Source organism: Vibrio sp. 2096 (genome assembly GCF_033339595.1).
Lineage (GTDB): Bacteria > Pseudomonadota > Gammaproteobacteria > Enterobacterales > Vibrionaceae > Vibrio > Vibrio alginolyticus.
Genome location: NZ_JAWOUX010000009.1, coordinates 64,608 through 79,894, shown reverse-complemented (window position 1 = coordinate 79,894; position 15,287 = coordinate 64,608). Strand labels below are relative to the sequence as shown.

Annotated in this window: 12 protein-coding genes; 9 read left to right on the top strand and 3 right to left on the bottom strand. The window is 44.9% G+C overall.

Going from position 1 to position 15,287, the window contains the following annotated elements:
• Window positions 1-82 precede the first annotated feature (82 nt).
• The gene (nrdA, locus tag R7Q41_RS16880; RefSeq protein WP_005376819.1) at window positions 83-2,365 is read right to left on the bottom strand and encodes a class 1a ribonucleoside-diphosphate reductase subunit alpha; all 2,283 of its coding nucleotides are present in this window, start codon (window positions 2,363-2,365) and stop codon (window positions 83-85) included.
• A 501-nt stretch (window positions 2,366-2,866) separates the two neighbouring features.
• Window positions 2,867-3,574 carry a bifunctional 2-polyprenyl-6-hydroxyphenol methylase/3-demethylubiquinol 3-O-methyltransferase UbiG gene (gene ubiG, locus R7Q41_RS16875; RefSeq protein WP_017636129.1) on the bottom strand — a complete coding sequence of 236 codons (708 nt, stop codon included), beginning with the start codon at window positions 3,572-3,574 and terminating at the stop codon, window positions 2,867-2,869.
• Window positions 3,575-4,049: 475 nt separating this feature from the next.
• Here ubiG and gyrA point away from each other — a divergent pair, with 475 nt between their 5' ends.
• The 3 genes from gyrA to R7Q41_RS16860 all read left to right on the top strand — a co-directional run bounded on the left by gyrA (window position 4,050) and on the right by R7Q41_RS16860 (window position 8,114).
• A complete protein-coding gene (gene gyrA, locus R7Q41_RS16870) occupies window positions 4,050-6,770 on the top strand; it encodes a DNA topoisomerase (ATP-hydrolyzing) subunit A (protein WP_206959889.1) in 2,721 nt (906 codons plus the stop codon).
• A gap of 123 nt (window positions 6,771-6,893) precedes the next feature.
• Complete coding sequence (locus R7Q41_RS16865; RefSeq protein ID WP_042522844.1) at window positions 6,894-7,517, top strand: tetratricopeptide repeat protein; 624 nt, start codon at window positions 6,894-6,896, stop codon at window positions 7,515-7,517.
• Between the two features lie 42 nt (window positions 7,518-7,559).
• Window positions 7,560-8,114 carry a hypothetical protein gene (locus tag R7Q41_RS16860; protein WP_005376825.1) on the top strand — a complete coding sequence of 185 codons (555 nt, stop codon included), beginning with the start codon at window positions 7,560-7,562 and terminating at the stop codon, window positions 8,112-8,114.
• Between the two features lie 118 nt (window positions 8,115-8,232).
• Here the strand turns inward: R7Q41_RS16860 and nrfA are convergent, their stop codons facing one another.
• Window positions 8,233-9,660, bottom strand: a complete 1,428-nt coding sequence (gene nrfA, locus R7Q41_RS16855; RefSeq protein WP_411979067.1) for an ammonia-forming nitrite reductase cytochrome c552 subunit — start codon at window positions 9,658-9,660, stop codon at window positions 8,233-8,235.
• A gap of 450 nt (window positions 9,661-10,110) precedes the next feature.
• Here nrfA and nrfB point away from each other — a divergent pair, with 450 nt between their 5' ends.
• From nrfB to nrfF, 6 genes are read left to right on the top strand one after another with little or no spacing between them, the layout of a single operon-like run.
• Entirely contained in the window at window positions 10,111-10,713 is a 603-nt protein-coding gene (nrfB, locus tag R7Q41_RS16850; RefSeq protein WP_248525311.1) for a cytochrome c nitrite reductase pentaheme subunit, read from the top strand.
• Between the two features lies 1 nt (window position 10,714).
• On the top strand, window positions 10,715-11,401 hold the full coding sequence (gene nrfC / locus R7Q41_RS16845) for a cytochrome c nitrite reductase Fe-S protein (protein WP_213891801.1): 687 nt from the start codon (window positions 10,715-10,717) through the stop codon (window positions 11,399-11,401).
• Window positions 11,398-12,369: a cytochrome c nitrite reductase subunit NrfD gene (gene nrfD / locus R7Q41_RS16840; RefSeq protein WP_258454665.1), complete on the top strand. Its 972-nt coding sequence runs from the start codon at window positions 11,398-11,400 to the stop codon at window positions 12,367-12,369. Before nrfC ends, nrfD begins: the two co-directional genes overlap by 4 nt.
• Before the next feature lie 9 nt (window positions 12,370-12,378).
• Window positions 12,379-14,286 (top strand): heme lyase NrfEFG subunit NrfE, encoded by a 1,908-nt coding sequence (locus R7Q41_RS16835; RefSeq protein WP_318144594.1) that lies wholly within the window; start codon window positions 12,379-12,381, stop codon window positions 14,284-14,286.
• Window positions 14,264-14,797, top strand: coding sequence for a DsbE family thiol:disulfide interchange protein (locus R7Q41_RS16830; RefSeq protein WP_318144593.1), 534 nt, complete (start codon window positions 14,264-14,266; stop codon window positions 14,795-14,797). Before R7Q41_RS16835 ends, R7Q41_RS16830 begins: the two co-directional genes overlap by 23 nt.
• The gene (nrfF, locus tag R7Q41_RS16825; protein WP_053306573.1) at window positions 14,784-15,194 is read left to right on the top strand and encodes a heme lyase NrfEFG subunit NrfF; all 411 of its coding nucleotides are present in this window, start codon (window positions 14,784-14,786) and stop codon (window positions 15,192-15,194) included. Before R7Q41_RS16830 ends, nrfF begins: the two co-directional genes overlap by 14 nt.
• Window positions 15,195-15,287: the final 93 nt, after the last annotated feature.

Genomic DNA, 15,287 nt, shown 5'->3' with positions numbered 1-15,287 from the left:
ATGCCTCAATTCCTTTTAAACCTCCCCGTAAGGGGGAGGTTATCGATAGTCTGTCTTTACGGGGTCGCTAGGTACGGGAAGATTAAATCTTACAACCGCCGCCAGCACAATCGTCATCTTGTGGTTGAACAGCGTCTTTCTGTTCATCTTTCGCGCCATCACGAGTGTTGTGGTAGTAAAGCGTTTTCACACCAAACTTATACGCTGTTAGCAGGTCTTGAAGTAGTTTCTTCATTGGAACCTTGCCAGTCTCGTAACGTGACGGGTCGTAGTTAGTATTAGCAGAGATAGCTTGGTCAACAAACTTCTGCATAATACCCACAAGGTGTAGATAACCGTCGTTCGAACCGATATTCCAAAGCAGTTCATAGCTGTCTTTAAGTTCTGTGAACTCTGGTACAACTTGCTTCAGGATACCGTCTTTCGAAGCTTTTACTGAAACGTAACCACGTGGTGGCTCAATACCGTTAGTTGCGTTTGAAATCTGAGAAGAAGTCTCAGAAGGCATTAGCGCAGTCAGTGTTGAGTTACGTAGGCCGTGCTCCATAATTTCTTTACGTAGGCTGTCCCAGTCGTAGTGCAGCGCTTCGTCACAAATTAGGTCGATATCTTTCTTATACGTATCAATCGGCAGTAAGCCTTTCGCGTAGTTCGTCTCGTCGAATGAAGGACACTTACCTTGTTCTTTCGCCAGTGCTACAGATGCTTTCAATAGGTAGTACTGCATTGCTTCGAACGTACGGTGAGTTAGGCCGTTCGCGCTACCGTCAGAGTATTTCACGCCATTCTTCGCTAAGTAGTAAGCAAAGTTAATCACACCAACACCTAGCGTACGACGGTTCATAGTCGATTTGTATGCCGCTGGTAGAGGGTAATCTTGGTAATCAAGCAGTGCATCTAACGCACGAACAACAAGATCGGATAGCTCTTCGAAATCATCTAGAGACTTGATAGCACCTAAGTTGAATGCAGAAAGCGTACACAGTGCGATCTCGCCTGAGTCATCTTCAACGTTAGTTAATGGTTTCGTTGGCAGTGCGATTTCTAAACATAGGTTCGACTGACGAACTGGAGCGACTTCAGAATCAAATGGGCTGTGAGTATTACAGTGGTCCACGTTCTGGATGTAGATACGACCCGTTGATGCACGCTCTTGCATTAGCAGAGTGAACATTTCAATCGCTTTAACCGTTTCCTTCTTGATTGAAGGATCGTTCTCGTACTTCACGTATAGACGCTCAAACTCTTCTTGGTTTTCGAAGAATGCGTCGTACAGACCAGGTACATCAGATGGTGAGAATAGCGTAATATTGCCGCCTTCAACTAAACGTTGGTACATCAGTTTGTTTAACTGAACACCGTAGTCCATGTGACGAACACGGTTTTCTTCAACACCACGGTTGTTCTTAAGTACCATTAGTGAGCGTGCTTCACCGTGCCACATTGGGTAGAACACAGTAGCTGCGCCACCACGTACACCACCTTGTGAACAACATTTTACTGCTGTTTGGAAGTACTTGTAGAACGGAATACAACCAGTGTGGAATGCTTCACCACCGCGAATCTCTGAGCCTAATGCACGGATACGACCTGCGTTGATACCAATACCAGCGCGCTGAGATACATAACGAACAATTGAGCTTGCTGTTGCGTTAATAGAATCAAGACTGTCGCCACACTCGATCAGAACACATGAGCTGAACTGGCGAGTAGGGGTACGCACGCCAGACATAATTGGCGTAGGTAGAGAAATCTTAAATGTCGATGTCGCATCGTAGAAACGTTTGATGTAATCAAGACGTGTCGCTTTTGGATATTTCGCAAATAAGCACGCTGCTACAAGGATGTATAAGAACTGAGCACTTTCGTAAATTTGGCCCGTAACACGGTTCTGTACGAAGTACTTACCCTCTAGCTGCTTAACTGCCGCGTATGAGAAGTTTAGGTCGCGTTTATGGTCGAGGTACGCATCAAGTTCGTCGAGTTCTGCTTTTGTGTAGTCTTCTAGAATATGTTGATCGTACTTACCCATATCGACGAGGCGAGACACGTGATCATAAAGCGTTGGTGGCTCGTATTGGCCATACGCTTTTTTACGCAGATGGAATACCGCTAGGCGAGCAGCTAGGTATTGATAATCCGGAGTCTCTTCAGAGATCAGGTCTGCCGCAGACTTGATGATTGTCTCGTGAATATCTGTCGTTGTGATGCCGTCGTAAAACTGGATGTGAGCGCGAAGTTCTACTTGAGAAACCGAAACATTATCTAGACCTTCTGCAGCCCAAGTGATAACGCGGTGGATTTTATCCAGATCGATACTTTCTTTACGGCCATCACGCTTGGTGACGGTAAGTTGTTGGTTCATTCTGCTTTATTTCCCTAAGAAAACTGATAAAAGCCGTATTTTTGTTTGTTTATGTGCAATATGAGTAAAGCTTGCGGCGGCTTTGTGATCAAAGTCTATCTATATATTGTCGCTTAAACACAACATATAGGGGTTCATTTGTTTGCGGGTTACAAGATAGTGCTATTACACTGATTTATCAAGGTACAGATCGGGGATGACTTGTGGATAACTGACAAAATGAAAAAAATCAGTAAGTGAACACTAACCGATGAGAAAAGGGCAGACTTGAATGGTTAAAAGTACGGTTTCGAGATCGGTTTAGAAATAACCGCATGCAAAAATATTTTCCTTGATCTTTGGTCGTTTTTATCTACGAAAAATAGCTTGGTCAAAATGGAATCTAGAGCACGAATTTTAGCCATAAAAAGACAAAAAAAGCGGCAACTTTGTGCTACCGCTTCCGATTCATTTTCTTTAAAAAATGTCAATCACAAAACTCATTTTTTAACTTAATAGCGTTCAGTATTTTTTAGTATGAACGATGTAGTTTACATCTACATTACGACCGAGTTTGTAGCTGTCATTTAGAGGGTTGTAATGAAGCCCAGTAATGCCCATTTCCGTCAGGTCAGTTTGGTCTATCATCTTCATCATTTCGGCTGGCTTGATAAACTTATCGTGCTCATGAGTGCCTTCAGGAACAATCTTAAGAAGCTTCTCAGCACCGACAATAGCAAATAAGTACGACTTAATGTTTCGGTTCAAAGTTGAGAAAAACACGTGACCACCGGGTTTGACTAGCGCAGCACAAGAGCGGATAACGGAGAGAGGATCTGGAACGTGTTCAAGCATCTCCATACAAGTCACGACATCGTAAGTTCCTGCGTTTTCTATAGCGTGGTCTTCTATTGTGCTCTGAATGTAGGTCAGTTGAGTGCCTGTTTCTAATGCATGTAGTCGCGCGACTTCTAATGGTTCTTTACCCATATCAAGCCCCGTCACAATAGCGCCTTCTTTTGCCATGCTTTCAGCAAGAATGCCACCACCACAGCCGACATCAAGTGTTCGCTTGCCAAACAAGCCATTTGCTTTTTCAAGTACATAGTTCAAACGAAGTGGGTTAATTTGATGAAGCGGCTTAAACTCGCCTTCTAAATCCCACCATCGAGAAGCCATGTCCTCGAATTTCTTAATTTCACTTGGGTCGACGTTTTGTGCTTTAGTCATAATTGGTTTTATTGCATTCAATCTGAGTCCTTTAGAGGGCGCCAGTATACTCCAACGTTTTACACCCAAACAACCTCGATGTGCTTAGTTAAGGGACAATGACAGAGTTCACTGGCGCGGCAATCGAGACAGGTGCCTGTAATTTGTAAAGCGCTAACTATTGTTTTTGCTTCATCCTTGAACTGGTGCCAGTGACAATAACTCTAAAACCTGCATTTTCGCGTTGTGTGGTTAAAGGAATTTACCTCGCTTTTCCGCGTAAAGGGTCCGATTTTGCGCAATATTGACCGAAATATAACCACTAATCAGAAAGATATGGGATGAGTGTGCAAATTCTCGACATTTGATTCATAACCAAGCTCACAACCTGATAAAAGGAGAGGGAAAGTGATGCCGAAGTGATGAATTATGTGTTATATTTTTGCACCTTACACGTATCGTAATTACGATCAGATAATAGAGGGATAATGGCTCTATGAGCGATTTAGCTAAAGAGATCACGCCCGTAAACATTGAAGATGAGCTTAGAGGTTCATACCTAGACTATGCGATGTCAGTCATCGTGGGTCGTGCTCTTCCAGATGTGCGTGATGGCCTAAAACCAGTACACCGCCGCGTTTTATTCGCGATGAACGTACTAGGCAACGATTGGAACAAACCATATAAAAAATCAGCCCGTGTTGTCGGCGACGTAATCGGTAAATATCACCCACACGGTGATATTGCTGTGTACGACACAATCGTACGTATGGCTCAGCCGTTCTCGCTTCGTTACATGCTGGTCGATGGTCAAGGTAACTTTGGCTCGATCGATGGCGACTCTGCTGCGGCAATGCGTTACACCGAAGTTCGAATGGCAAAAATTGCCCATGAACTATTGGCTGACCTAGACAAAGAAACCGTAGACTACGTACCAAACTACGACGGTACTGAGCAGATCCCAGCGGTTCTTCCAACTAAAATTCCAAACCTATTGGTTAACGGTGCTTCTGGTATCGCAGTAGGTATGGCAACCAACATCCCGCCTCATAACCTTGGCGAAGTGATTGATGGCTGTCTTGCATACATCAATAATGAAGAAATCACTATTGATGAACTAATGGATTACATTCCTGGTCCTGATTTCCCAACGGCGGCGCTTATCAGCGGTCGTAAAGGCATTGTAGACGCGTACAAAACAGGTCGTGGCAAAATCTACATGCGTTCGAAAGCGGACATCGAAGTGGAGAAGAATGGTAAAGAGACCATTATCGTCACTGAAATTCCTTACCAGGTGAACAAAGCTCGCTTGATCGAAAAGATCGCTGAGCTAGTTAAAGATAAGAAAGTAGAAGGTATCAGTGCACTGCGCGACGAGTCAGATAAAGACGGTATGCGCATTGTTATTGAGTGTAAGCGCGATGCTGTGGGCGAAGTAGTTCTAAACAACCTTTACGCTCAGACTCAGCTGCAAACCACTTTCGGTATCAACATGGTGGCCCTAAACAATGGCCAGCCACAGCTATTCAACCTAAAAGATATGTTGAAGTGCTTTGTTGATCACCGTCGTGAAGTTGTGACACGCCGTACTATTTTCGAACTGCGTAAAGCGCGTGAACGTGCTCATATCCTTGAAGGTTTAGCTCTAGCGCTTGCTAACATTGATGAAATCATTGAGCTTATCCGTAAGGCACCTACACCGGCTGAAGCAAAAGCGGGTCTTATCGCTCGTGGTTGGGATTTAGGCAACGTTTCAGCAATGCTAGAGCGTGCTGGTACAGATGCTGCGCGCCCTGAATGGCTAGAGCCTGAATACGGTATTCGTGATGGTCAGTACTTCCTGACTGAGCAACAAGCACAAGCTATCCTAGATCTACGTTTACATAAACTAACAGGTCTAGAACACGAGAAGATTCTTGGCGAATACAAAACACTTCTAGAAGAAATCGCTGAACTCATGCATATCCTTGCGAGCACTGAGCGTTTGATGGAAGTGATCCGTGAAGAACTTGAAGCGGTTCGTGACGGCTTTGGTGACGCTCGTCGTACAGAAATCACAGCTGCGAGCCATGATATTGACATGGAAGAGCTGATCGCACGTGAAGACGTTGTAGTTACTCTATCTCACGGTGGTTACGTTAAGTACCAAGTACTGAGCGACTACGAGTCACAGCGCCGTGGTGGTAAAGGTAAGAGTGCGACTAAGATGAAAGATGAAGACCATATCGAGCGTCTTCTAGTGGCGAATACCCACGATAACATCTTGTGTTTCTCTACTCGTGGTAAGACATACCGCCTGAAAGTTTACCAATTGCCTCTAGCGAGCCGTACTGCGCGTGGTAAGCCAATTGTGAACATCCTTCCACTCGAAGAAGGTGAGCGCATTACCGCAATTCTGCGTGTTGATGAATTCTCTGAAGACAAATTCATCTTCATGGCAACAGGTGACGGTACGGTTAAGAAAACGCCGTTGAACCAGTTTGCAAACGTACGTTCAAACGGCCTAATCGCTGTGAACCTACGTGAAGACGATTCGTTAATCGGTGTGGATATCACTAACGGCGAAAACGAAATCATGCTGTTCTCTAAAGCGGGTAAAGTGGTTCGCTTTAAAGAAGCAGAAGAGATTCCAGTACTTGATGAAAATGGTAAACCAGTTCTTGATGAGAATGGTCAGCCAGAGATCAAGTTTAAAGGTGTTCGTCCTATGGGTCGTACCGCCTCTGGTGTTCGTGGTATGAAACTGGCTGAAAATGACCAAGTTGTATCACTTATTGTTCCTTCGCACGAAGGCGACATCCTAACGGTTACAGAAAACGGTTATGGTAAACGTACAGCACTTAGCGAGTACCCGACAAAAGGTCGTGGCACTCAAGGTGTAGTTTCTATCAAAGTTTCTGAGCGAAATGGCCCGGTAGTTGGTGCTATCCAGGTTGTTGAAGGTGATGAAATGATGATGATCACCGACGCTGGCACGTTAGTACGTACTCGTGTGGGTGAAGTTAGCCAGGTTGGTCGTAACACACAAGGTGTAACGCTTATCCGTACTGCGGAAGATGAATCAGTTGTTGGTTTGCAACGTATTGAAGAAGTTGATGATGAAGAGCTGCCTACTGATGAAGATGCAGAAGCGTTAGAGTCAACAGGCGAAAATACGCAGCAAGACGCTTCAGAAGCTCCAGCTGCTGATGATGCAGAGGAAGGTAACGAAGAGTAATCTTACATCGTTATCCTGATATGAAAAGCCGAGCCTTAGTTGCTCGGCTTTTTTGTATCTGTATCAACGCATTTAAAGTAAGAAATGCGTACACTGACGTTATCTTTGTTTATGGGACGTGTTATGTCTGTTTGGTTTTTCGCTGCCATCACTCTGATGGGATTGTTTATCGTACTCTTATCACTGAGTGCATCAAAAGTTAAACCTGCTCAATGGTTTGGCTTTTGCCTGTTAGTACTTGTCGTGACGAGTGCCAGTTTCTTATTGCTGCATCAAACTCCGCCTAAACCAATACAAGCGGAAATGTCACGAATGATGACTGCTCGTGACATCATGAAAGAGATTCAAGACCAGTTGCGTGAAGATCCGAACAACGCTGAATTGTGGTTCCAACTCGGGCAGGGCTACCTGCTAGAGGGGGAATTTGATGGCGCGCTGATTTGTTTTGATTACGCGATCCAGCTGACTGAGCCAGTCAGTGCCACGCAACTTGCCGCAAAAGCGACGACCTTGTACTACATTCACCAGCAATCAATGACGCAAGAAGTTAGCTTGCTTTTGGAGCAAGCTTTGCAGATAGAACCGCACAATGAAGCCGCTTTGTCTTTGATCGCAAATGATCATTTTCTGTCATTCCGATTTCAGGAAGCGATTGATGCCTGGGTACTATTATTAGATTCTAATGATCCAAATTTAGATAGGGTGAAAATCATTAACTCTATTAACAAAGCAAAAGAGCTGTTGTAAGCGTACAATTTAACAAGCAATAGAGGGAAAGGTGGGCAACGAATGAAAAATAAAGCACTAAGCATATTGGTTTTGCTGTGCGGCTCTGTGCTGGCGGGTTGTAGCTCTTCCGATCATTCTGGCTCTTCCTCTACGGTTTATTATTCATCGGGTTACTACGACCCGTGGTGGTACGATCATGACGACTACTGGATTTATTACTATCCGGGCTGTTGCGATAACGACGATGAATACAAAGAGAAACTGGAAGAGTGGTGGAATGGTTTAGATGAAGACCAACAGCAATCCATCAAAGACAAAGTCGAAGATTGGAAAGACGACGATATGTCCGCCAATATCGATAACATGAAACGCCAACTTGACGATCATTGGCAATCACTGCCTGACGAGCAAAAGCAAGAGATTCGAACCCAATGGGAGAATCGTCCGGAGCATATTGAACCAGCGACTTTACAAGGCAAGGCGGTGAAAGAAAAGGTTCAACAAAGAAAAGCATTACCGGAAACGAAGATCCAGCGTCCAGTTGCTCGTCCAAATGTGCAGATACCTAAAGCACGTCCAAATATTCAACCTAGACCTAGGCTTCCTCGTCGCTAGTACATTCGATTTTTGTCTCTCGATAGAATCAGGATGAAGAGATAAAGATAATAAAGAAAGAAAAGGGGCGTTCAGTACGCCCCTTGTTGTATATATAGATTAACCTCTGCCAGTTAGACTAATACGTGGCTTCGCGTTCAGCTGCTGCTTTATCCCACTCTGGCGCTACTGTTTCTAGGAAGTGTTTCTTGTCTGCGTTCATCTTATCCATATCCATGCCCAGTGCTTGTTGTGCTTTCGCTTTGGTCGAGATATCTGGAATTTGAACAGGGTCAGTAATGCCTTTGGTTGCCAGTAAACGAACCAATTTGGTACGGGCGTCAGCAGCGCGGTCAACTGCAGTACCTAGTACTTCAAGTGCTACCTCAGGAGCATGCATGTGAACACCGTGAGAAGCAATCGCGTAGTCCCAACGCCATTGTGCATGGCGAATATCTTGTAGGATAGGTTCCATCTCTGCTTCTGTTGCACCTGCTTTCCACGCTGCGCCTGCTTCAAAGTGTGCCGCTACGATTTGCTTCTCGGCGGTTAGCTTCATGTTCAGTACTTGCGCTTTGCGAGTCGAGACGATGCCTTGTAGCTGCTCTTTAGGTTGGGTATGGCATTGCGCACAGGTGTCTTCAAAACGATCAAATGGGTTACCCACTTTGTGGTCTGTGTAGACTGTACCGTCTTCTTTGGTCACTTTAGGCATGTGGCAGTCCACACACACCACTTTGTTTTTACCATGAATACCCGCTCTCCAAGTTTCGAAACCTGGGTGTTGTGCTTTTAGCATCGGCGCTTTAGATACGGCATGCGTCCAATCTTTGAAATTCAACGCGTCGTAGTATTTCTCCATGTCATTAACGGTGGTGCCCATATCCCATGGGAATTTAACCGCTTTAGTTGGGCCGGTGAAGTAGTATTCAACGTGACATTGAGCGCAGACCGATGCTTGCTTATCTAGGCGAGACTGTTCATCAAAGTTTTTACCAATAGTATCAAAAGCACGCTCGACGTATGGGCGAGTCAGTGCTAGCGCAGGTTCGCCTTTCTTGAAGGCTTCAGAGCCTGTGTTGTGGCAATCGGAACAACCGATAGGGTTGACGATTTCTGAGCCTAAGCGTGCCCATTTACCTTCGAAATAACCGTCTTCACCACGTTCATCAATCACGCGGGCAACGTCTGGGCTTTTACAGCTCCAGCACGCCATCGGCATAGGGCCGGATTTTTCATCAGTCGGTGCGCCGGTACGTAAGGTTTGACGAACATCATCAATTGCGTAAAAGTGACCGCGCGCTTTGTTGTAGTCTTTCGCGAAGCCATAACCAGCCCACAGGATAACCATGTTTGGGTCTTCACTTAGAGCATCTTCAATGTGCTCACTTTCGGATGTTGCTTTCCAAGAATGGTATTGATCAGGGTGGTTCTGTTCAAAGACATCGTTACGAGGATCGATGAGGCCTTTTTCTTCTGCCGCCAACGGAGCGCCGACCAAAAATAATTGGCTGGCGAATAAGGTCGCAACCGCAATAGGTGCGCTCATCCAGTGTTTTATTCTCACGGTGTTATCTCCATATTCGTTTTTATTAGCAGCGTTGTGAGAAGCTATTCCAAATAAGAACTGGAGATCTACGATTAATAATATTGCTTAATTGGATAGATGAAATAGTGAGTGAATCTTGTCTTGTTTTAGATCAATTTACACCAGTGATCTCAGTCATGTTTGAATTTATATACCTCTAAAGTGGTAGTTGTTAAGTCATTGTTCTGCAATGCTTTGGGTTTTTAACCTTTTTTAAAATAGGGTGATTTAATTCTCTTTTTGAGCAGGTGTTTCTACCCCTTATGAATAATAGAGGTATTATAAATATAGGTTTAGTGTTGTGGCTTTCCGAAATAAGAATTGATGTCATTTGAAGATCTAAAAAATATCTTCAGAGGAAATTAATTGTCGCTCAAATAAATAATTGAGAATAGTTATCAATTATTATCGAGCTAAGGAAAGAACAATATGGGCAATATAAAATTGACCATAGAGACAATGCTGAAACTTCTCTTCGTCTTTGCCATCTATGGTTTCTCCATCGCCGCCCATGCGACTTCTTCAGAGCCGATTGAAGGTGCTCAAGCTGAGCGTCATCAAGTCGAGTTGATCCGTGACCGAGACTACAAGTGTCTGCAATGTCATAAGGATGCAAAAGAGACTCTGAACCTATCGCATGATTCGCAAGCGTTATTGAGTCAAGGTAAGCAGCTCAATTGCACTAACTGCCATAGCAACATCGGCCCTGATCACCGTGAAGGCGCGCCTCATGTGATTAAGTTTTCTGCCGCGCAATCGAAAGAGGTACACGACAAAGTGTTCTTTGATCCAAGCATGATTCTTAAAGCCAACAGCCAATGTGTGGATTGCCATGCACCGACACAACTGAGAGAGAGCCACTGGACGCACGATGTGCACGCCAAAAACCTGACTTGTTCAAATTGCCACGATGTACACGCAGCGAAAACCAAAGCGTTGTCGTACGACAGAAAACAACTGATCAAGCAGTGTGTGGATTGTCACTCTGAATTTGCCGTCGAACCTGAACTTGCCAAAGAAGAGGAGAGATAGCATGAAATGTTCGAGAAGAAACTTTTTAGCCGGCAGCGGCGCGTTGATTTTAACTACAGGCGTTGCAGGCACTTCCGTTGTTAGCTCCTCTCTTTATGCCAGCAACAGTGAACAAGCGAAACGCATGGGTATGGTTCATGATGAAAATGCCTGCATTGGCTGTACCGCTTGTACCGATGCTTGTCGCGAAGTAAATAAAGTCCCTGAAGGCGTAACGCGACTTAAAATTCATCGCAGTGAACCGATTGGCGAATTCCCAGATGTGGAATACCAGTTTACTCGCGAATCCTGTCAGCACTGTGATAACCCACCATGTGTATACGTTTGTCCAACAGGCGCTGCATACAAAGATGAAGCGACCGGCATCGTGGATGTACACAAAGATAAATGTGTCGGATGTGGTTATTGCCTTGCCGCTTGCCCTTACCAAGTGCGCTTCTTTAATCCAGCCGATCACTCTGCGGATAAATGTAACTTCTGCCGTGATACCAACCTAGCGCAAGGTAAGCAGCCAGCTTGCGTGGAATCTTGCCCAACAAAAGCACTCATCTTTGGTGATTTGAATGACCCAACTAGCGAGGTGAGCAAAGCTATCGAAAGCCATGTTGTCTATCGCGATAAATCGCATTTAGGTACGCAACCTAAACTGTACAAAATTCCGCATAGCAAAGGGGAGGTGTCATCATGAACGGCTTCGAAAGTGCATTCCACTTTGACTCGTTAGTCTGGGATTGGATCATCGCGATTTACTTATTCCTTGCTGGGATGTCAGCAGGTGCGGTGATGATTTCTATCTATTTAAAACGCAAAGTGATTGAAGGTGATCCCGCAAAAAACGGCATCATGAAAGCGATGGCTTGGCTCGCACCATTTGGCATCATTGCTGGGTTGGTAATTTTGATTTTCCATTTAACCAAGCCTTTAGAGTTTTGGAAGATCATGATCTACTACAACCCAACGTCTGTGATGTCGATGGGCGTGATCTTGTTCCAAGTGTACATGCTAGTGCTGTTTGTTTGGATTGGCGTTATCTTCCGCCATCAAATCATCAGCTTCTGTGAAGGGAAGTTACCAAGCAAACTGCTGGATTTTGCCGATGGCATTTTGATTAAGGCGGGGAAAGCCAACAACGCAATTGAATTGTTCTTGGGCTTCTTAGCCATCGTGCTTGCAGCGTACACTGGCTTTCTATTGTCTGCATTGAAGACTTACCCAATGCTAAACAATCCAGTACTGCCAATCTTGTTCCTGTTCTCTAGTTTGTCCTCGGGTGCAGCGGCATGCTTGATGTTCGGCATCTTGGTGTTTAAAGAGTCGACCAGCAGCCCAAGTGTGTCTTGGGTACACGGATTTGAACGCCCAGTAGTATTGTTTGAGCTGTTTGTCTTAGTGACTTTCTTTACTGGACTGATCTTCAGCGGTGGTCAGAACGAAGTCGCGGCTTGGAATGCTATTTCGAGTGGATTCTGGGCTCAATGGTTCTGGGGTGGGGTAGTGTTCATCGGCATGATAACGCCTTTGACTCTCAATTGGTTGGCGCCTTCTGAAGTGCGCCACAAAGGCAGTTACGTTTTTGTGGTCACGACGTTGAGCTTGGTTGGCGTACTTATGCTGCGTACTTTCATTCTCTATGCCGGTCAAATGACCTTAGTGTAAGGGGGATAAATGGAAGCTGAGCTAGGGTTCTTCTTACTGATATTGGTGGCTGTAACATCGACTTGTGCATCGTTGCTGCATTGGCTACGTCGTGCTATGAGTAAGAAGGCGACATTGCCGCATCAAGTCGCGATGTCCCACATCATTAGCTTAGCTTCCTTCATTTGTTTAGCACTTCTGATCGTCTGCTTCGTGCAAGACAACTTCGCGTTGGAATATGTTGTTACGCATTCCAACAGTCAACTCCCCGTAGCATTCAAGATTGCTGCCGCTTGGGGCGGGCACCGAGGCTCCATGTTGTTTTGGGTCGTCACCTTGAGTTTATGGGCGTCGTTTATTGCATTTAAGTCACCGCTCAACGCCCAATATACTTGTGACTGTTTAGGAATCATGAACGTTCTTATTGCGACATTTGCTTGGTTCACGTTAATGACCTCTAACCCGTTCGAGTATGCCCAAGTATTGGCGTCGGAAGGACGAGATCTAAACCCAATGTTGCAAGATGTTGGGCTTATCATTCATCCACCATTGCTTTATCTCGGTTATGTCGGTTACGCAGCAATATTAGCTTTTGCATTAGCAGCCCTATTGGGTAAACAACCGATGAGCGATTGGTATGTGGTTGCTCGAAGCGCAGCGTTTTTTGCATGGGGAACGCTCACGTTGGGTATCTTGGTGGGATCATGGTGGGCGTACAATGAGCTAGGGTGGGGCGGCTGGTGGTTTTGGGACCCTGTGGAGAACGCTTCTCTACTCCCTTGGCTTACTGGTACTGCTTTGTTGCACAGCGGTGTTGTCGCAACACGTAACAGAGGCGCAATTTGGAGCACCTATGCACTGGCGTTTGCTACGTTCAACCTAAGCATTTTAGGGACATTCGTGGTGCGCTCTGGCGTGCTGACTTCAGTGCACGCTTTTGCGGTGGACCCAACTAAAGGTTTAGTGCTGCTTGGTGTATTGAGCTTGCTTGTCATCATCACTTTTGGCGTATTGATTTTGCGAGGAGAACAACTCCCTCGTTTCAAACTTCAATCTCTAGCGAGCCAAGCTTACACTGCTTATATCGCCAAAGGGCTGCTGGTTATTGCGACTGCCATCGTTTTTCTTGGCACTTTTTATCCGATGGTTTATCAACTGCTCGGCTTAGGGAACATTTCGGTTGGCGCACCTTACTTTAATAGTCTGACCTTTCCATTAAGCATACTGGCTCTGATTGCCTTAGCATTCATGCCAGTGCTGAAATGGACAAAAGGCGCAGTTCCGAGTGGAAGCACTGATATCGCGATTAGTATTGCGTTATCTATAGTCTCTGGGATCGGGTTTATGTTCTCAGTGAACGTACTGCATTTCGAAGTATTGCTAACCATAATATTGGCTACTTGGGTGATTGTGGCGCATCTCGTTATGCTGTTTCGTTGTTCCAATAAGCGCAAACTCATGCCAATCGTGATGGCACATATCGGTTTTGCGCTGGCGGTGAGTGGAGCTGTATTCAACAGTCACTACTCATATGAACATAATTTACGTGTCGAACCCGGCAGTTCTCAACAAAGGGCGGGGATCACTATCGATTATCATGGTATCGAATGGCTGGTGGGGCCAAACTACACCGCGGAACAAGGACAGATCACCTTGCACTTGGAAGATGGCCGCATGCTCAATTTCAACCCGCAAAAGCGTCATTACCCTGTGCGAGTGATGAATATGACCGAGCCCGCGATTCGTTCACTATGGCATGGCGATTATTACGTGACATTGGGTGATAAAGTCGACACTCATGCTTATGCGATTAAAGTTCAGTACCGCGCAGGTATTTGGTGGATATGGTCTGGCGGGCTACTAGCTGTGTTTGGTGCGCTATTAACCGGCCTAAAGAAAAGGAGAGAGGCTATCAATGCGATCGAGAAATACGCTTAAACTCGCAGGTCTGTTTGTGGCTGTTGCCGTGTTTGCTGTAGTAACTGCGGTGGCTTTGTCTGAGCGACCACATGTTGAATTGTCCCCACAACGAAATTTAGATGCACCTAATTTTCGCTCTACTTCTCTGATCTCTGATGACATGGTTTCTGAGCAGTTGTTCAAAAGCGACGGATATAAATTATTGAATGTTTGGGCATCTTGGTGCGGAGTATGCAAACGAGAGCATGAAGAATTATTGCAGTTAGCAGAACTCGGTGTGCCTATTATTGGGCTGAATTATAGAAATCAAAAACAAGCCGCTCGTGAATATTTGAGCTCTAAACGAAATCCATATATTGAAGTAATTAGTGACCCTAATGGAAAGCTCGCTGTGGAGCTAGGTGTTATCGGAACGCCGGAAACTTACTTGATTGATCCAAATGGTCGTATATTGATCAAATATCGTGGAGAGCTAACGGCAGATAAATGGAACGATATATTTTCAGGATACTTGAATGTTTCGATTTAATAATCTTCTCCTCACTTTAATCCTATTTATACTATTTTCTCCTTTCACGAGAAGTGCGGATATAGAACAGAATGTTGATCTGTTTGAATTTCATTCCGTTGAAGTGCAACAGCGTGCAACCTCGTTAGCCAAGGCATTACGCTGCCCGCAGTGTCAAAACCAAAACCTTGTCGAGTCTAATGCACAAGCGGCTAAAGACCTGAGGTTGAAAGTGTATACGATGGCCAATGAAGGCAGCTCAGATCAAGAAATAAAGGACTATCTAGTTGCTCGTTATGGGAATATTGTTCTGTACCAACCACCATTAAATTATTCCACGGCGCTGTTGTGGATCTTTCCTGTGCTATTTTTGATCTTTTTTGTCTTATATTCGATCCGAATGGTGAAGCGTAATTAATGTGACCGTTATTCCACTATTAAAAATAAATTGTGCACTTAACAAGCAGAATGTTATCATTTTTCCGAATTTATGAAGTTTCCAGTATAAAGA